We start from the raw sequence: 19061 nt of genomic DNA, 5'->3' as shown, positions 1-19061 counted from the left end.
CGGATTGTTCGTATCTTGAATGCGACGAATTGATCGCATTTTAGTCGGCTCCGCAGGCAGCGTTCAACGTCACATCGCATCCTTTCCGTAGGCAGGGTTATGACACAAGACAATATTCATCTCGGTGCTTCTTCGGCGCCACAGGCAGCCGTCGAGGCCAGTCCGGCACTCAAGCTGTTGCCGCTCACGCTGACCGTATTCATCGGTTTCCTCACGATCGGCATGCAACTGCCTGTCTTGCCCCTCCATCTGCATGACACGCTGGGCATGGGCACGCTGGTTATCGGTCTGGTGGTCGGCGCGCAGTTCGCCGCGGCGCTGGTGTCACGGGCCTGGGCCGGCAATTTTGCCGACATGCGCGGTGGTAAACGCGCGGTCATGACCGGGCTGGTGACAGCCGCGGTTTCAGGGCTGGTCTATCTGCTTTCCCTGGCGTTCGTTGCCGCGCCTGTCACGTCGGTCTGGCTCTTGTCGGTCGGTCGGGTGCTGCTGGCAATTGGCGAAAGCCTCATTGTCACCGGTGCGCTGGGGTGGGGTATCGGCCTGGTGGGGGCGCAGCATGCCGGCAAGGTCATGGCCTGGAATGGCATCGCCATGTACGGCGCCTACGCATTGGGTGCTCCGCTCGGTGTGACGCTCAACAGCGCCTGGGGGTTTATCGGTATCGCCATGGCCTCGATGTTCATTCCGTTGCTGGCCTTGGCGATTGTCGCGGGCGTGCGCGCTGTCGCCCCTACGGCGACCCGGCGTACACCGTTCTACACGATGCTCGGTGCTGTATGGGTTCCCGGCATGGGATTGGCGTTTTGCAGCGTCGGCTTTGGTGTCCTCACGGCGTTCATTGCCCTGTTGTTCGCGGCCAGGGATTGGGGCAACGCTTCCTTGGCGTTCACGGCATTCGGTGTGGCTTTCATCGCTGCGCGCCTGCTTTTCGGGCACCTTCCGGACAAAATTGGCGGCGCCCGCGTCGCGCTGGTTTGCGTATTGATCGAAACCGTTGGCTTGCTGCTGATCTGGAGCGCCGACACCGCGACCATGGCTTATTTGGGCGCAGCCTTCACCGGCTTCGGTTATTCCCTGGCCTTTCCCGGCTTCGGCGTGGAAGCGGTACGGCGTGCGCCACCGCAGGCACGCGGTCTCGCCATGGGGGCCTACGTCGCGTTTCTCGATATTTCTCTGGGCATCACCAGTCCGCTGGCCGGTTTGTTGGCGAGTGACTGGGGTATCGGTGCGGTTTACCTGGGCGGCGCGATTGCCGTTGGGTTGTCCTTCGGGGTGGCCCTGATGCTGCTCAGAGGAGGGGAAGCACAAGTTCAATACAAATCCTGAGTCTTCGATGGGTTATAAGATTTTCGGTCGGTTTTTTAGAACAGGAGCGTTGCATATGCATGTATTCGTTACCGGTGCCACGGGCTGGGTTGGGGCGTCCGTGGTACAGGATCTGATCGCCGCCGGGCATCGGGTCACCGGCTTGGCCCGATGCGAAGAAAAAGGCGCCACACTGGCTGCGACAGGCGCGAAGGTGATTCCAGGCACTTTGGATGATCTCGACATCTTGCACAACGCAGCCTCGGCGGCGGACGCGGTGATTCACACGGCGTTCAATCATGACTTCTCCCGGTTTGCCGAAAATGCCCAGCAGGACCGCCGCGCCATCGAAACGTTGGGCGATGCCTTGCGGGGCTCCGACCGGCCGTTGCTGGTGACGTCGGGCCTGTTTGGATTGACGCGGGGCGCGAGTGAATTGGAAGTGGTGAGCCCGGCCTCGCCCCGCAGGTCCGAAGCCGCCGCCCGGGACCTGGCCGAGCGTGGGGTGCGTGTGGCGACGGTGCGGCTGGCGCCCTCGGTCCATGGCCTCGGCGACCATGGGTTCGTGCCGATCCTGATTCGCCTTGCCCGGGAAAACGGCGTATCGGCTTACCCCGGTGATGGCAGCCATTGCTGGTCGGGTGTGCATCGACAGGATGCCGCGCGGGTTTATCGGCTTGCCCTGGAGCAGGGGGTGACGCAATCCGTTTACCACGCCGTCGCTGACGAGGCCGTGCCGTTCAAGGACATTGCCCAGGCAATCGGTCGTGGCCTGGGGGTGCCGGTGGAATCCCGCGAGCGCGAGCATTTCGGCTGGTTCGCTCACATGGCGGGGGCGAACATGGCCGTGTCCAGCGCATACACCCGTGCCTTGCTGGGCTGGACGCCAAGCGGCCCGAGTCTATTGGATGATCTTGAGTTGCCGGGCTATTACCACACCGATTGAAATGAATAGCCGGTGGCGAGGGCGGTGTGGGACCTAGTGCGAAATGATCCCGTGGTCGATCGCGTATTTCACCAGGGCTGCGGGCTTGTCGATGTTCAGCTTGCGGCGAATGCTCAGGCGATGGGTCTCGACGGTGCGTACGCTGATGTCCAGTTCACGGGCCATTTCCTTGTTGTTCAAGCCCTGGACCATTTTGGACAACACTTGGCTTTCGCGCGGCGTCAGCTCGTTATCGGTGTGTGGGTCGGTGGCGAGCCGCTGGGCGATCTCGGCGCTGTAGAAGGTGCCGCCGCGGATGATTGCTTCGATGGCCGCGATGATTTCCCGCGACGGCGCGTTCTTGAGCACGTAGCCGCTGGCGCCGGAACGCACGGATTCGCTCACGTACTCATAATTGTCGTACATGCTGAGGATGAGGATCTTGAGGCTGGGGTATTGCTTGCCCAACTGTCGGGTCAGCTCGAGGCCGTTCTTGTCCTTGAGGCCAATGTCCATCAGCAACAGGTCCGGTTGGCAGCGCCCGACCATTTCGATCGCTTGCGCGCCGTTCTCGGCTTCGCCCACCACATCCAGTTGCGGCATCACCGACAGCAGGGCCCTGATGCCATCTCGGACCAGGGAATGGTCATCGACTAGCGCGACGCGAATCACGGGAGGCGTGTTCATGGGCAAGTACTCTTGTTGGAGGGGGGGCCATCAGCTTTCCGTGACCGAGAGATTCATGGGCAGCAGGATGTCCAGTTCGCTGCGGCCCGGCACCGACGTCATTTCCAGGCGTCCGCCGAAATGCTCGACTCGCTCGCGGATATTGCGCAGGCCGATGCCGGCATGGCCGCGTTCCACCTGTGGGACGTTGAACCCCATCCCGTCATCGACCACCGTCAGCCGCAAGGACTGGCTGGAGCCGAACAGGGTGATGCCGACACTTTTCGCCCCGGCATGGCGCTCGATGTTGGTCAGGGCTTCCTGGGCAATGCGAAACAGCGAGACAGGGGCGCCATTTTCAAGGCGACAATCGAATTCGTTGCTTCGGTAGGACACTTCCAGCCCACTGCGCTGTTGGAATTCGCTGGCGAGCTGGCCGATGGCGGCGGGCAGGCCCAAGGTGTCGAGCAGGGAGGAGCGCAAGTCGTGGGAGATGTTGCGAATCTCGCCGATGGCTTCGCCCAGCCGGTCGGTGGCGTTCTTCAGGATGCCCAGGCCGTTTTCCTGGCCCTTTTCCAACACGTGGCTGGCCAGTTCGAACTGGAACTTTATCGACACCAGCAGTTGGCTGATGCCGTCATGCAGCTCGCGCGAAACCCGCGAGCGTTCTTCTTCCTGCAAGCTGACGATGCGCTGGTTCAAGCGCTGCAGCTTTTTGTCGGCCAGGCGATGTTCGCTGACGTTGAGGGTCATGCCGCCGGCAAATACCAGCAGGACCGCCACCAACGCGATTGCGGCGATGGCTTGCATGGTGGTGTGGATGCCATGGGCGACTTCGTCACGGGCCTGCTGGGTGGCGCGCTCGACATCCTCCAGGTAAATCCCGGTGCCGAGCATCCAGCCCCATTTGTCCAGCATCACCACATAGGCCAGCTTGTCGGTCACCTGGCCGGAGGAGGGCTTGTTCCAGGCGTAGCGCTGGAACCCTTCGCCAGACTCGGCGCTTTTGATCAGTGCCTGGATGACCGGCAGGCCGTGGGGGTCCTTCATGTCCCAGAGGTATTGCCCCACCAGCTCGGACTGGCGGGCATGCATGAGGCTGCGGCCCTGGCGGTCGTACACGAAGAAGTAGCCGTTGATGCCGAAGCTGAGCTTGCGCAGTTCTTCCAGGACCTGCTGTTGCGCCCGGGCGTCTCCCTGGCCGTTGTCATACAGCGGGGCGATCAGGCTCTGCGCCATCTCGACATAGTTCTTCAACTCGGCGCGCTTGCTCGCCAGGATGCTGTCTTCGATCAGTTGCGCCTGTTGATCGCCCAACTGGCGGTTGAGCGAGATCACCAGGGCGCAGATGACCGCGATGGCCAGGACCAGCGGCAAAATCCCGAGGGCGACGATTTTGTGTTTGAGCAGCATCTGTACTCCTGTCCGGACTCGGCGGGGAGGCGAATGGCGGCATCATATGCCAAACCCATGGGTGAGGCATAAAACCTGTGGCGCAAGACATGTGGGAACAAAGCTTGCTCGCGATGCAGGCGCTGCGGCGTATGAAAGACCGTATGGACTCTATCGCGGGCAAGCCTTGCTCCCACAGGGGGAATTGGGGTTCTACGTAGTACTACGGATTTATTTGTTGACCCATTGCAGGGATATTGGGCCGGCTCCGAATAGCCGGGGCACACTATAAAAACAATCGCCGCAATCCACTGGATATCGGCAGGAGACACGCAATGACAACCCGTCTGGTTAAACACCTCGCCTGGTTTGCCGTGGCTGTTCTGGGAGCCTGTGCGTTGAGTGTCGTGGCCTTGCGCCGCGGCGAACCCATCAACGCCCTCTGGATCGTCGTCGCCGCCGTGGCCATCTACCTGGTCGCCTACCGCTACTACAGCCTCTTCATCGCCAACAACGTGATGCAACTCGATGCGCGCCGGGCCACCCCCGCCGTGCTCAACAACGATGGCCTGGACTACGTTCCGACCAACAAACACATTCTATTCGGCCACCATTTCGCGGCCATTGCCGGGGCGGGGCCGTTGGTCGGGCCGGTGCTGGCGGCGCAGATGGGCTACCTGCCCGGCACGCTCTGGCTGATCGCCGGCGTGGTGCTGGCCGGTGCCGTGCAGGACTTCATGGTCCTGTTCCTGTCCACCCGTCGCAACGGTCGCTCCCTGGGCGACATGGTGCGCGAGGAAATGGGCCGCATCCCCGGCACCATCGCGCTGTTCGGCTGCTTCCTGATCATGATCATCATCCTCGCGGTGCTGGCGCTGATCGTGGTCAAGGCCCTGGCCGAGAGCCCGTGGGGGATCTTCACGGTGATGGCGACCATCCCGATCGCGATGTTCATGGGCATCTACATGCGCTACATCCGCCCGGGCCGCATCGGAGAAATCTCGATCATCGGCGTGCTGTTGCTGCTGGGCTCGATCTGGCTGGGTGGGCAGATCGCCGCCGACCCGGTCTGGGCCAAGGCCTTCACCTTCACCGGCATCCAGATCACCTGGATGCTGATCGGCTATGGCTTCGTCGCGGCGGTGCTGCCGGTGTGGCTGATCCTGGCACCGCGGGACTACCTGTCGACCTTCCTCAAGATCGGCACCATCGTCGCCCTGGCGATCGGCATCCTGGTCACCATGCCCGAGCTGAAAATGCCGGCACTGACCCAGTTCACCGACGGCACCGGGCCGGTGTGGAAGGGCGGGCTGTTCCCGTTCCTGTTCATCACCATCGCCTGCGGCGCGGTCTCGGGCTTCCATGCGCTGATTTCCTCGGGCACCACGCCCAAGCTGCTGGATAACGAAACCAACGCCCGCTACATCGGTTACGGCGGCATGCTGATGGAGTCCTTCGTGGCGATCATGGCCATGGTCGCGGCTTCGGTCATCGAGCCAGGCGTGTACTTCGCCATGAACAGCCCGGCGGCGATCGTCGGCGGTGACGTGGTGGCCGTGGCCCAGACCGTCAGCAGTTGGGGTTTTGCCATCACGCCCGAGGCGCTGCAAGCGGTGGCCAAGGACATCGGCGAGACCACCGTGCTGGCCCGTGCCGGCGGTGCGCCGACCCTGGCGGTCGGTATCGCGCAGATCCTGCACTCGGTATTGCCGGGTGAGAACACCATGGCGTTCTGGTACCACTTCGCGATCCTGTTCGAAGCGCTGTTCATCCTCACCGCCGTGGACGCCGGCACCCGTGCCGGGCGGTTCATGCTCCAGGACCTGCTCGGCTCGTTCGTGCCGGCCCTCAAGCGCACCGAATCTTGGGCCGCCAACCTGATCGCCACCGCCGGCTGCGTCGCGCTGTGGGGTTATTTGCTGTACCAGGGCGTGATCGATCCGCTGGGCGGCATCAACACCTTGTGGCCGCTGTTCGGCATCTCCAACCAGATGCTGGCCGGTATCGCCCTGATGCTCGCCACCGTGGTGCTGATCAAGATGAAGCGCCAGCGCTACGTCTGGGTGACCATGCTGCCGGCGGCCTGGCTGTTGATCTGCACCACCTCGGCAGGCCTGATCAAGCTGTTCGACGCCAACCCGGCGATCGGCTTCCTGGCCCTGGCGCGCAAATACAACGATGCCCTGGCCGCCGGCCAGATCCTGGCCCCGGCCAAGAGCATCGAGCAGATGCAGCACGTGGTGTACAACGCCTACACCAACGCAACGCTGACGGTGTTGTTCCTGTTCGTGGTCTTCAGCATCCTGTTCTACGCGCTCAAGGTCGGCATCGCCGCCTGGGGTACAAAAGAGCGCACGGATAAAGAAGCACCATTCCAGGCCCTGCCGGACGCTTGATAGAGGATTGCAACGATGTTCAATGACTTGAGTCGCCTGGGTAAATACCTCGGTCAGGCCGCCCGCCTGATGGTCGGCATGCCCGACTACGACAACTACGTCGAGCACATGCAAACCAAACACCCGGACAAACCGCTGATGGACTACGAGGCGTTCTTTCGCGAACGCCAGGAGGCCCGTTACGGTGGCAAGGGTGGGCCCAAGTGCTGTTGAGCCGGCAGCCCTGAGGCAACCTCTGTGGGAGCAGGCTTGCTCGCGAAGAGGGTGGGTCAGTCGATAAAAATGTTGACTGACCCACCGCATTCGCGGGCAAGCCCGCTCCCACAGTTGTTCTGGGGGTGGGTTCAAGATGTGTATCGGCCCTGGATCCCATGTGGGAGCGAGCTTGCTCGCGAAGAGGGTGGGTCAGTCGATAAAAATGTTGACTGACCCACCGCATTCGCGGGCAAGCCCGCTCCCACAGTTGTTCTGGGGTGGGCATCAAGATGCGTATGCGCCCTGGATCCCATGTGGGAGCGGGCTTGCTCGCGAAGAGGGTGGGTCAGTCGATAAAAATGTTGGATGACCCACCGCATTCGCGGGCAAGCCCGCTCCCACAGTTGTTCTGGGGTGGGCTCAAGATGCGTATGCGCCCTGGATCCCATGTGGGAGCGAGCTTGCTCGCGAAGGGGGTGGGTCAGTTGGTGGAAATGTCGACTGGCCTGGCGCATTCGCGGGCAAGCCCGCTCCCACAGTTGTTCTGGGGTGGGCTCAAGGTGCGTATGCGCCCTGGATCCCTTGTGGGAGCGGGCTTGCTCGCGAAGAGGGTGGGTCAGTCGATAAAAATGTTGGATGACCCACCGCTTTCGCGGGCAAGCCCGCTCCCACAGTTGTTCTGGGGTGGGCTCAAGATGCGTATGCGGCGCCCTGGATCCCTTGTGGGAGCGAGCTTGCTCGCGAAGACGGCCGGTCAGCCATAAGATCTATGGCTGTACCCAACCTCACTCCGCCAACAACACCGCCGCATCGAATCCTACCCGCAAGTTGCCCCAATGGCGGCCGTCGAAGAAGAACGGTACGTCGATCTCGGTCATGATTTCCCCGGTATCGCGCAGGTAGGTCTGCAGCAGGAAGCGCTGGACGTTGCCCGCCGCGCGCAGGCCGATCGGGTCGTTGAAGATGCGCTTGTTGCGGCACACTGGCAAATCCACGGTCCGGTCGCCGGTCGGTGGCTTGGAGACCCAGCTGTTGTTCACCGGGCAATAGCCCTTGCTGTCGACCATGAACGAAACCTTGCCACCCGGCGTGCCGCGGGTGAGTTTGTCGCATTCTTCCTGGCAGACCTGGGCAAAGCGTTCGGTGTAGCTGGTCATGTACTGCTTGGGGTCGGTGCCGGGGATTGGCTGGTAATTCTGATCAAACAGGTTCAAGCCTTCGCGTTGCAGTGCCTCCAGGCGGACCTGGAGCGTGTCGCGGCACTCGCTGGCGCGAGTGATGGCGGCGTCCAGCTTGCCATGGCCGAGCACGAAGCGACCCAACAGCGCCTGGACCTTTTCGGCCACGCCGGACAAGTCGCGGGTGGCGGTTGCCGAATGCTGCATGCGCTGGTCGATCAACTGGCTGTCGGCGTGAATCTGGGTAACCCGGTCGTTGATCCCGGTGTTGCTGTCGGCGAACTGCTGGATATGGGTCGCGATGTCCGCCAGCTTGCCGTTGGTGGACTCGAAATCGCCGATCATGCTTTCGAAATGGCCGGAGGCGCGCTCCACCACTTTCTGGGTTTCCCGGGCGCTGTGGCTGATCTGGGTGGTCTGTTCGTGGGTGGAGCTGACTTCATCGAGCATGGCGTCAATGTTGCGCGAGATATCGTCGGTGGCCCGGCTGACGTTCTGGGCCAAGGTACGCACCTCATCGGCCACCACCGCGAAGCCACGACCGCTTTCGCCGGCCCGGGCGGCTTCGATGGCGGCATTGAGGGCCAGCAGGTTGGTCTGGGCAGAGATCTGCTGGATCAACCCGACAATCGACTTGATGCTCGAGGAGCGCTGGTTCAGGGCGCTCACCAGGGTGGCAAACTCACCGAGGCTGCTGGAGATTTCACTGATATTGCCGGTCACTTCCAGCAGCTCGGCGTAGGAGTCGCGGGCCATGCTCAGGTTCTGCGCGGTGGTGCTGGAGATGCCCTGGGTCTGGCGCGAGACTTCTTCGATGCGGCCCACGGCGGTGTTGCTCTGGTCCATCACCTCCTTGGCGAAGCGGGCCTGGTGGGTGGCGCTGTCGCTGGAGTCACTGATGTTCTTCAGCGAGCGGGCCGATTCGACGGCGATGTGCACGGTCAGCGCCTGGACATTGCTGATGATCTCCCGCTGCTTGGCCAGGAACCGGTTGCAGGTGCCGGCCAGCGTGCGGATCTCGTCGTGAGTGACCAGCGGCAGGTCCTTGGACAGGTCACCTTCGCCGTTTGCGATCTCTTCCAGGGCCTTGGTCATGGCGGTGACGGGGCGCACGATGAGGTGGCGGAAATACCAGACCATGAAGCTGATCATGCCCAGCGTCAGGATCGCGCCGAAGAGCAGGGCATGGGTGAGGCTATCGAGCCGGCCTTCGATCTGCCCCAGCAATGCGCCGTCCAACTGCGCGGTGCGCAACAGCAGCACGATCTCTGCGCGGGCGCTCAGGGCCACCCAATACAACAAGCCGCTGACCAGCACCAACAGGAAAAGGCTCGACAGCTTTTTGGTGAGGGTATCGAAAAATTGCACCTCGATAGACTCGTACAAGGCCTTTAACGTCTGCATGCCGCTGCTCCTGGGCAAAAAAATCTCTCAATGGCATACATTCGACCGATAGCGGCAAAGCTTTAGCGTATTGGGGCGATTTGATATCAGTCTGCTATTTCGAGGTTTTTAACCTTTCCTGGGCGATGAGGCAGGGATGTCAATACCCATTGGATTGAATTAGACGAAAGTCGTACTAGCGCCTTGCCCAGCGGCTGCTACGGTTTGAAGTGCAAAACAATAAAAACAAAACGGGAGAGCACCTCCATGTCCACTGAAAAGCAACAAGCTGCGCGTGCCTACTGGACGGAAAACCTACGCTGGATGTTGATATTGCTGGCCATCTGGTTCCTGGTGTCGTTCGGCTTCGGCATTTTGTTGGTTGATTCACTCAACACCGTCAGTTTCTTCGGTACCCCGCTGGGGTTCTGGTTTGCCCAGCAGGGCTCCATTTATGTCTTTGTCATCGAGATTTTCTTCTATGTCTGGAAGATGAATCAGCTCGATCGCAAATATGATGTCCACGAAGACTGAGGGTGACGAGCATGGATACCCAAACCCTGATCTATTTGTTCGTCGGAGCGTCCTTTGCGCTTTACATCGCGATAGCCATCTGGACAAGAGCCGGTTCAACCAGTGAGTACTACGTTGCGAGCAAGGGCGTGCATCCGGTATTGAACGGGATGGCAACTGGCGCTGACTGGATGTCGGCGGCGTCGTTCATTTCCATGGCGGGCATTATCGCTTTCGCCGGTTATGACGGTTCGGTCTACCTGATGGGCTGGACCGGGGGCTATGTGCTCCTGGCGATGTGCCTGGCGCCTTACCTGCGCAAATTCGGCAAGTTCACCGTGCCCGAGTTCGTCGGCGCGCGGTATTACTCCCAGACCGCCCGGGTGGTGGCGGTGATTTGCGTGATTTTCATCTCCTTTACTTACGTGGCGGGACAGATGCGTGGCGTGGGCATCGTCTTTTCCCGTTATCTGGAAGTCGATATCAACACGGGTGTCATGATCGGCATGGCCATCGTGTTCTTTTACTCGGTACTCGGTGGCATGAAAGGCATCACCTACACTCAGGTGGCGCAATATTGCGTGATGATTTTTGCCTACATGGTGCCGGCAATCTATATCTCGATAATGATCACCGGTAATCCGATACCGCAGTTGGGCTTTATCAGCGAAGTGGCCGGTTCGGGACAGAGCGTGATCGAGCGGCTAAACGGGCTGGGTGCCGAGCTGGGCTTCACCGCCTATACCGATGGCACCAAATCGACCATGGATGTGTTTTTCATCACCATGGCGCTGATGGTGGGTACTGCGGGCCTGCCCCATGTGATCGTGCGTTTCTTTACCACGCCGACCGTACGCGATGCCCGCAAGTCAGCCGGCTACGCATTGTTGTTCATCGCTATTCTCTATACCACCGCACCGGCCGTGGCAGCCTTTGCTCGCACCAATTTACTCACCTCTATTCCCAACGTCAGTTACGCCACTGCCCCTGGCTGGTTCAAGACCTGGGAGAACTCGGGCCTTATAGCCTGGGCGGACAAGAACAACGACGGCATTATCCAGTATGGTCCGGGGGCGGCCCTGGTCGGTGCGCCGAGCTTCACCGGCGAGCGAGGGGCACATGAGCAGCGGTTGCTGAAAAACCAGGTCTCGCCAGTGGCCAACGAACTCTATGTCGACAACGACATCATGGTGTTGGCCAACCCTGAAATTGCCGGCCTGCCGGGGTGGGTGATCGCATTGATCGCTGCCGGTGGCCTGGCGGCGGCGCTTTCGACGGCGGCGGGGTTGTTGCTGGTGATCTCCACCTCGATTTCCCATGACCTGCTCAAAAGCAACATCATGCCCAGGATCAACGAGAAGCAGGAATTGCTCGCTGCACGAATCGCCGCCGGCGTGGCGGTATTGATTGCCGGGTTGTTCGGCATCTATCCACCCGCATTCGTCGCCCAGGTGGTTGCGTTCGCCTTCGGATTGGCGGCGTCTTCCTTCTTCCCGGTCATTGTTCTGGGGATCTTCTCCAAACGCATGAACCGTGAAGGTGCGATTGCCGGGATGATCGTCGGGCTGACGTTCACGTTTACCTACATCGTCTACTTCAAATTCATCAACCCGACGATGAACACGGCCGAGCATTGGTGGCTGGGTGTTTCCCCTGAAGGCATCGGCACGTTGGGGATGCTCTTCAACTTCCTGGCCGCGGTGGTGGTGTCACGCTTTACCGCACCGCCACCCGAGCACATCCAGCACTTGGTCGAAGACATCCGCGTACCGAGAGGCGCCGGGGCTGCCATTGACCACTGATCGTATGCAGGCTGAGACTGGAAGAGGGTAAACATCAAGGGCGTCAGACTCATCATCCGGCGCCCTTTTTTTGCGCAGAGTCAAGCCAGGAGGTGTTAGAAAGATTTACTGGGAATCATTCTCAAAGTATATTCACTCTCATTCCTGTCCCTCTGTGAGTGCGTGTCTTGAATCGTCCCACCCCTCTCGTCTACCGCAATGCCCTCGTCAAATGTGTTTTACCCGCGCTGTCTTTCTGTTTCATGGCAAGCCCTTTGAGAGCACAGGACGCTCTGGAACTGCCCAGCACCAACGTGCAGGGCACTCGGATCATTCAGGACGAAGGCTACACGACGTCGCAAGCCAGCACGGCGAGCAAGAGCGATGTTCCGATCAAGGAAGAAGCGCAATCGATCAACGTGGTGACCCAGCAGACCCTGGCGGACTATCAGGTACGTTCGTTGAACGATGCGATGAAGTTTGTCAGCGGCGTCAGCCAGGGCAACACGCTGGGTGGCTCGCGGGACTCGTTGGTCAAGCGCGGGTTTGGTACCAACGACGACGGTTCGATCCTGCGCGACGGTGTGCGGTCGAACCTGGGGCACAACTTCAGCGCCACCACCGACCGCGTTGAAGTGCTCAAGGGACCGGCTTCGATGTTGTATGGCGCGTTGGAGCCTGGCGGCCTGGTCAACGTCATCAGCAAGAAACCGGAGTACACGCAAAGCACCACGTTGAGCGGCTCGGCCTACAGCGAAGGCGGCGGCACCATGGCCATGGACACTACCGGGCCGCTGGGCGATACCGGCCTGGCCTATCGCCTGATCGCCGAGCGTGGGCATGAGGATTACTGGCGCAACTACGGCGTCAATGAGAGCACCCTGGTGGCGCCGTCCCTGGCTTGGACGGGGGAGCGGGCTTCGTTGAATCTCAGCTATGAGTACAACGAATATTCCAATCCGTTTGATCGCGGGACGGTGTTCAGGAACGGGCATCCGGTGGATATCGACTATGACAAACGCCTGGATGAGCCTTGGGCCAAGAGTGTCGGCATTCGCGAAACGGCGACGGCGCGGTTCGAGTATGAGCTGAGCGAGGCGTGGAAGACGCGGGTCACCTATGGCTGGAACAATGATCGGTACAGTCTTTCGATTGCGCAGCCCGATGGTTTGACGGGAAATGAGTTGAGCAGAAAATCCAACGGTGCTCGATACGATGACGAGACACGTTATGCCAGTTGGGATTTCATGGGTAAGCAGGAGCTGTTCGGTCAGCGCCATGATCTGCTGGTGGGTATCGATAATCAGGTGTCAGATCAGTTTCGTGGCAAGACTTACCGTGGGGATGCAGAAGGGGGGTTCGACATCACCGCACCGGTTTATGGTGGCCTGGCTGAACCCAGTAAGCTGAATACCAAACAAAGCAACTTGAGCAACAAACTGACCTCCAGCTCCATCTATCTCAAGGACAACTGGCACCTTGATGATCGCTGGATCCTGGTCTTCGGTGGTCGTTACCAGCATTACGACCAATTTGCCGAACAGGGAATGATCAAGCGAGAGGGGGTTCGCGACGATAATGGGGACGCATTCGTTCCATTCCTGGGATTGGTCTATAAAGCCGACGAGAGCCTGTCGCTGTATGGCAATTACAGCCGTTCATTCAAGCCCAACGATACCGTCGACGACAACCTTAGTACCTTCAAACCGGAAGAAGGGCGTAGTTATGAAGTGGGCGCCAAATACGACCCAATGCCTGGGCTGAATATCAACCTCGCTCTGTTCGATATCGTCAAAAAGAATGTAGTCACTACCACGCTAGTGGGCGGAAAGAACATTGCAGAAGCCGCAGGCAAAGTCGGCTCCCAAGGCCTGGAACTCGACATCACCGGCCGCCTGGCCGAGCGCTGGGATCTGATCGGCACCTATGCCTACACTCATACAGAAATACTTGATGACCCTAAGAACGAAGACCACCGCCTCTCCGACGCGCCCAAACACACCGCCAGCCTCTACCTGACCCACCACCTGAACGTCCCGGCCGAATTCGGTGCCTGGCACGCCGGTGCCGGTGCCCGCTACGTCGGCGAGCGCGCTGCCAACAACACCAACACATTCTGGCTAAGCAGCTACACCGTCGCCGACGCCTTCCTGCGCTGGGAGTCGCCGGTGCTGGGGCACAAGACGTCGTTGCAACTGAACGTCGACAACCTGTTCGACAAGCAGTACTACCCGTCCTCCACGGGGAGCGAGTTGCAGGTCAACGTCGGCGAACCGCGTACTGCCAAGCTGAGCGCCAGCGTAACGTTCTGATTCGGCTGTGCTGAAACACAAAATGCCCGGGACCTGCGTTCCGGGCATTTTTGTATGGCTGCAGAGGCTAAGCCGCCGTGCTGCCAACGGAAGGCTGTGTGGCGCCGTATTTAACGCCTGCCCTGAGAGCGTGACGAAGTTTCAGCGCCGGTCGCTCGACCGCGTAGTAAGACACGCCACTCATCGCGAACGACAGCACCAGCACCGCCGTGATGATCAGGATGCTGTACTCCACTGGCCAGAACGCCCGCAGCACATACATCACCACAAAGTGATTGAGGAATACGCCGTAGCTGATGTTGCCCATGAACTCATCGAGCCGGTGGTGCTTTAGCCTGCCGAGCAGAAACACCGCCGGCAGGCCCAGGGCGATGCCTAAGGTCACCTCGGCATTGAACGGTCGACGGGGAATGATTCCCACGACGATGGCCAGGAACATCAAGGCGGCAACAAGCAGGGTGACGGACACGAGCCACAACCCCTTGGCCTGGGCTCGATACAGGTAGCTGCCACACAGGAAAATGAACAGCACACCGGGAAGCAGTCGATAGCCGTAGATGTCGGTGTCGAGGTAGCCCAACGAGGCGGCCATGAACACCGTCAGGGACACCACAAACGCAATGCCCCGGGCTTTATAGAGGATCAGGAACGGGATCAACAGGTAAAAGCACATTTCCAGCCCCAGGGACCAACCAGGTGGCAGGATCTCGGGCACGGTGATGCCAAACATGTAGAAACCCAACGGCACGATCGGCAGGCTGGTGGCGATGTTTTCGAGCGTCAGTGCGGCTGCCTGGGGCGTTCCTGGCAGCAGGAAATGGATCACCGCGCAGGACAGGACGAAGTACACCAGGAACTGCGGGTACAGCCTTAGCAATCGATCCATGTAGAACAGGCCAATTTGGCCAGGGGTGTTGTAGGTCCTCTCGATCAGCGAGGTCATCACGAAGCCGCTGATGATCAGAAAGGACACCACGGCAACGACGCCGGGGTTGATACCCATGAACGTCACGCCCATATGAGAAACGGCCACGAGCATGGCCAGCAGCAGCCGATAAACCCCCAACGCGCATCATCCTTAATCAGAGTTGATCCGTTTGCGCGGTACGTTATGCGGCTTTGCGAGCCGTTAATAGCGGTTTGCGGGGCGACGGCGGGGTAGTGGGGTCAATTGTCACATTTGACACATATGTTTCAGTTGGATGGCTATCGCGGGGCCTGCTGTACGCAACATCGGGGTCCGGCAAAAGCCCTGTGGGAGCGAGCTTGCTCGCGATTGGGTCAGTACATCCCCAATCTCTATGACAGACACACCGCCATCGCGAGCAAGCTCGCTCCCACAGGGCCGATGGTGCACGCAAATATTGTGTACGCCGTGGAGCCTATGTGGGAGCGAGCCTGCTCGCGAAAGCGATGCAACTGATCACCGAAACGCCGGCACCACCTGCTGGATAAACAGCTCCAGGGATTTTTTCTTCTCGGCATGGGGCAGGCTGTTGTCGCACCAGAAGCTGAACTCATCCACCCCCAGTTCCTGGTAATACTTGATCCGCTCAATGATTTCCTGTGGGGTGCCGATCATGGTGTTCTTGCGGATGTTTTCCAGCTGGAACTCCGGGCGCTCGGCGAACTTTTCTTCCGGGCTTGGCGCGAGGAAGCCGTTGACCGGCACTTGCTTGTTGCCGAACCAGGCATCGAAGGTGCGATAGAACTTCGAGATCGCCTGGGCGCCGACCTTCCAGCCTTCGGGATCATCCACCGCATGCACATGGGTGTGGCGCAGCACCATCAATTGCGGGCGTGGTACGTCGGGGTTGTTGTCCAGGGCGGCCTGGAACTTGTTCTTCAGGTCGAGGACTTCCTCATCGCCCTTCATCAATGGCGTGACCATCACGTTGCAGCCGTTGGCGACGGCGAAATTGTGGGAGTCCGGGTCGCGGGCGGCGATCCACATCGGTGGGTGAGGTTTGCGGATGGGCTTGGGTACGCTGGTGGAGGTGGGGAATTTCCAGATCTCGCCATCATGGGCGTAGTCGCCTTGCCACAGGGCGCGCACCACCGGGACCATTTCCCGCAGGGCCTGGCCGCCGGAGGAAGCCGGCATGCCGCCGGCCATGCGGTCGAACTCCACCTGGTAGGCGCCCCGGGCCAGGCCGACTTCCATGCGGCCATTGCTGATCACGTCCAGCAATGCGCATTCACCGGCGACCCGCAGTGGGTGCCAGAACGGCGCGATGATGGTGCCGGCGCCCAGGTGAATGGTGGTGGTCTTGCCGGCCAGGTACGCCAGCAACGGCATCGGGCTTGGCGAGATGGTGTATTCCATGGCGTGGTGTTCGCCGATCCACACGGTGCTGAAGCCGCCGGCTTCGGCCAACAGGGTGAGCTCGCTCAGGTCTTCGAACAACTGGCGATGGCTGACGCTTTCGTCCCAGCGCTCCATGTGTACGAACAGGGAAAATTTCATGGCGCTTTCTCTTTTTCGTTGACGATCGGTTCAGGCGAGGACGGGCAGGGCGCCCATCTTGCCGTGGCAATAGACCAGCGGCCCCGGTGTGTGCTGCGGCACGATCAGGTTCTTCACGGCGCCGACCATGATGGCGTGGTCGCCGCCTTCGTATTCGCGCCACAATTCGCATTCGATGATGGCGGTGGCGTTGCTCAGCAGCGGGTTGCCCAGTTCGCTCAAGGTCCATTCGATGCCTTGGGCCTTGTCCTTGCCTTTGCGGGCGAAGGCGTAGGCTTCGTTCTGCTGGCCGCCGGAGAGCAGGTGGATGGCGAAGCGCTTGTTCTTGATCAGCACCGGATAGGAGTCTGAGCTGTAGTTGGGGCAGAACAGCACCAGCGCCGGGTCCATCGACAATGAACTGAAGGCGCTGGCGGTGAGACCGACGATCTGACCGTCGTCATCGAGGGTGGTGATCACCGTCACGCCGGATGGGAACGAACCCATGACTTGTTTGTAGACGCTGGCATCGATCATCGGACGCTCCTCGGGCTTTATCGGTTGTGGACTTGCAGTGTTCATCAATGGGCTCCTGCGGCCTTGTTCAGGTCGCTATCGGCCCATTGGGTGTAGACGCAGGCATCGGCGGTGGCCCAGCGCACACGCACCGGGTCGCCGGCCTTGAGTGGCATGCCAGCGGCGGACAGCGCCTTGACCGTCATGGCCGTGCCGCCGGACGTCACTACGCTACAGGTCTGGCTTTCACCCAGGAACAGCACTTCGACGACCTTGGCCGAGACCTCATTCCAACCGGCCGCCAAGGGTTCCTGCGTGGCTTGTTCGATGCTCAGGGCGAGGGCTTTTTCCGGGCGCACCATCAGCAGCACGTCCTGGTCCGTTTGCAGGCCGGCGGTCAGGCGAATCGACAGCGACTGGCCTTCGAAGGTCGCCACCGCGTTGCCCTGGGCCTTGAGCTTGAGGAAGTTGGAGTTGCCCAGGAACGAGGCCACGAACGCGTTCGGCGGGTTCTGGTAGAGGTCATAGCCGCTGCCCAGGCCGACGATCTTGCCGTGGCTGAAAATGGCAATGCGCTGGGACAGGCGCATGGCTTCTTCCTGGTCATGGGTGACGTAGACGATGGTGATGCCCAGGCGTCGATGCAATTGACGCAGTTCATCCTGCAAATCTTCACGGAGCTTTTTGTCCAGGGCCCCGAGCGGTTCGTCCATCAGCAGGATGCGCGGTTCATAGACCAGCGCCCGGGCAATCGCCACGCGCTGCTGCTGGCCGCCGGACAGTTGCGAAGGGCGGCGATGGGCGAACTCTCCCAGTTGCACCAGTTTGAGCATGGCGTCGACCCGGCGTTCGCGCTCGGCGCTGGCCAGTTTGCGAATCGCCAGGGGGAAGGCAATGTTGTCGCGCACTGAAAGATGCGGGAACAGCGAGTAGCGCTGGAACACCATGCCGATGTCGCGTTTGTGTGGCGGTACGTTGACCAGGGATTTACCGTCCACCAGGATCTCGCCGCTGCTGGGGGTTTCAAACCCGGCCAGCATCGACAGCGTGGTGCTCTTGCCCGAGCCGCTGGAGCCGAGGAAGGTCAGGAATTCGCCGTCCTGGATCTCCAGGGAGATATCGTCCACGGCGGCAAAGTCACCGTAGTGCTTGTTCAGGTTGCGCAGGCTGACCAGGGTCTTGTTGTTCTGTTGTGCGGGGTCTTTGACGGCACTCATCGGGTTCTCCTAGGCGCTCAGGCGCTGATTTCGTTGCGCCGGCGCAGGGCGGCGGCGATCACCATCACCAGGACCGAGAGGCCGATCAGCAGCGTCGAAGCGACGGCGATCACAGGCGTCAGGTCCTGGCGCAGGGTGGTCCACATCTTCACGGGCAAGGTTTGCAGGGTCGGGCTGGCCATCATCACGCTCAGCACCACCTCGTCCCACGACACCAGGAACGCGAACAGGGCACCGGCGACCATGCCCGGGCGAATGGCCGGGAAGGTCACCTTGAACACCGCTTGCAGGCGCGAGGCGCCGCAGATCACCGCAGCGTCTTCGATGGATTGGTCGAACAGCTTGAGGGAGTTGATGATCGAGATGATGGTGAACGGCAGCGCGACGATGACGTGGCTGACCACGAACGCGAACATCGTCCCGGTGTAGCCGAGCTTGAGGAACAGCGCATACACCGCCACGGCGATGATCACCAGCGGCACGATCATTGGCAGGGTGAACAGGCCGTAGAGCATTTCCCGGCCGGGGAAGCGACCGCGCACCAGGGCAAACGCCGTCGGCAGGCCCAGCGCCACGGCGCAGACGGTGGTCAGTACCGCGACCTTGAGGCTGGTCAGTGCCGCGCTCATCCAGTCAGGGTTGGAAAAGAACTGACCGTACCATTTGAGTGTCCAGCCCGGTGGTGGGAAGACCAACCATTGGGACGAGCCGAACGACAGCAGCACGATGAACGCGATGGGCAGCAGCAGGAACAACGCGATCAGCGCGGTGGTGAAATACAGGCCGAACCGCATGCGCCGGCTCATGGCATTGGGGGTCAGGAGCATGGCGGC

The 19061-nt window shown here is 60.6% G+C and carries 15 protein-coding genes; 7 read left to right on the top strand and 8 right to left on the bottom strand.

Going from position 1 to position 19061, the window contains the following annotated elements; genetic code table 11:
- The first annotated feature begins 99 nt into the window (after positions 1-99).
- Both ACMTA2_RS19230 and ACMTA2_RS19225 read left to right on the top strand, forming a co-directional pair.
- A complete protein-coding gene (locus ACMTA2_RS19230) occupies positions 100-1329 on the top strand; it encodes an arabinose transporter (protein ID WP_413791288.1) in 1230 nt (409 codons plus the stop codon).
- A gap of 55 nt (positions 1330-1384) precedes the next feature.
- Positions 1385-2254 (top strand): SDR family oxidoreductase, encoded by an 870-nt coding sequence (locus ACMTA2_RS19225; protein ID WP_413791287.1) that lies wholly within the window; start codon positions 1385-1387, stop codon positions 2252-2254.
- Positions 2255-2287: 33 nt separating this feature from the next.
- On the opposite strand, the gene ACMTA2_RS19220 is transcribed toward ACMTA2_RS19225, so the two are convergent.
- Both ACMTA2_RS19220 and ACMTA2_RS19215 read right to left on the bottom strand, forming a co-directional pair.
- On the bottom strand, positions 2288-2920 hold the full coding sequence (locus ACMTA2_RS19220) for a response regulator (RefSeq protein ID WP_413791286.1): 633 nt from the start codon (positions 2918-2920) through the stop codon (positions 2288-2290).
- 30 nt (positions 2921-2950) lie between these two features.
- The gene (locus ACMTA2_RS19215) at positions 2951-4312 is read right to left on the bottom strand and encodes a cache domain-containing protein (RefSeq protein ID WP_413791285.1); all 1362 of its coding nucleotides are present in this window, start codon (positions 4310-4312) and stop codon (positions 2951-2953) included.
- Between the two features lie 314 nt (positions 4313-4626).
- Here ACMTA2_RS19215 and ACMTA2_RS19210 point away from each other — a divergent pair, with 314 nt between their 5' ends.
- Both ACMTA2_RS19210 and ACMTA2_RS19205 read left to right on the top strand, forming a co-directional pair.
- Complete coding sequence (locus ACMTA2_RS19210; protein WP_413791284.1) at positions 4627-6687, top strand: carbon starvation CstA family protein; 2061 nt, start codon at positions 4627-4629, stop codon at positions 6685-6687.
- Between the two features lie 15 nt (positions 6688-6702).
- Positions 6703-6900, top strand: a complete 198-nt coding sequence (locus ACMTA2_RS19205) for a YbdD/YjiX family protein (RefSeq protein WP_003201656.1) — start codon at positions 6703-6705, stop codon at positions 6898-6900.
- Between the two features lie 767 nt (positions 6901-7667).
- Here the strand turns inward: ACMTA2_RS19205 and ACMTA2_RS19200 are convergent.
- Positions 7668-9464: a methyl-accepting chemotaxis protein gene (locus tag ACMTA2_RS19200; protein WP_413791283.1), complete on the bottom strand. Its 1797-nt coding sequence runs from the start codon at positions 9462-9464 to the stop codon at positions 7668-7670.
- Between the two features lie 246 nt (positions 9465-9710).
- Between ACMTA2_RS19200 and ACMTA2_RS19195 the strand changes: the two genes are divergently transcribed.
- From ACMTA2_RS19195 to ACMTA2_RS19185, 3 genes are all read left to right on the top strand, one after another.
- On the top strand, positions 9711-9977 hold the full coding sequence (locus ACMTA2_RS19195) for a DUF4212 domain-containing protein (protein ID WP_413791282.1): 267 nt from the start codon (positions 9711-9713) through the stop codon (positions 9975-9977).
- Positions 9978-9988: 11 nt separating this feature from the next.
- On the top strand, positions 9989-11758 hold the full coding sequence (locus ACMTA2_RS19190) for a sodium:solute symporter family protein (protein WP_413791281.1): 1770 nt from the start codon (positions 9989-9991) through the stop codon (positions 11756-11758).
- Between the two features lie 242 nt (positions 11759-12000).
- Positions 12001-14049, top strand: a complete 2049-nt coding sequence (locus ACMTA2_RS19185; RefSeq protein ID WP_413791280.1) for a TonB-dependent siderophore receptor — start codon at positions 12001-12003, stop codon at positions 14047-14049.
- A gap of 67 nt (positions 14050-14116) precedes the next feature.
- Here the strand turns inward: ACMTA2_RS19185 and ACMTA2_RS19180 are convergent, their stop codons facing one another.
- The 5 genes from ACMTA2_RS19180 to ACMTA2_RS19160 all read right to left on the bottom strand — a co-directional run bounded on the left by ACMTA2_RS19180 (position 14117) and on the right by ACMTA2_RS19160 (position 19055).
- Positions 14117-15115, bottom strand: a complete 999-nt coding sequence (locus tag ACMTA2_RS19180; protein ID WP_413791279.1) for an acyltransferase family protein — start codon at positions 15113-15115, stop codon at positions 14117-14119.
- A 357-nt stretch (positions 15116-15472) separates the two neighbouring features.
- A complete protein-coding gene (locus ACMTA2_RS19175) occupies positions 15473-16516 on the bottom strand; it encodes an LLM class flavin-dependent oxidoreductase (protein ID WP_223472736.1) in 1044 nt (347 codons plus the stop codon).
- A 30-nt stretch (positions 16517-16546) separates the two neighbouring features.
- On the bottom strand, positions 16547-17032 hold the full coding sequence (locus ACMTA2_RS19170) for a flavin reductase family protein (RefSeq protein ID WP_058545272.1): 486 nt from the start codon (positions 17030-17032) through the stop codon (positions 16547-16549).
- Between the two features lie 44 nt (positions 17033-17076).
- Positions 17077-18228 (bottom strand): ABC transporter ATP-binding protein, encoded by a 1152-nt coding sequence (locus tag ACMTA2_RS19165; protein WP_413791278.1) that lies wholly within the window; start codon positions 18226-18228, stop codon positions 17077-17079.
- Positions 18229-18245: 17 nt separating this feature from the next.
- Entirely contained in the window at positions 18246-19055 is an 810-nt protein-coding gene (locus ACMTA2_RS19160; protein WP_413791277.1) for an ABC transporter permease, read from the bottom strand.
- Positions 19056-19061 lie beyond the last annotated feature (6 nt).

The sequence above is a fragment of the Pseudomonas medicaginis genome, from assembly GCF_965119365.1.
Taxonomy (GTDB): Bacteria; Pseudomonadota; Gammaproteobacteria; order Pseudomonadales; family Pseudomonadaceae; genus Aquipseudomonas.
This window is presented reverse-complemented; position numbering and strand designations above follow the sequence as displayed.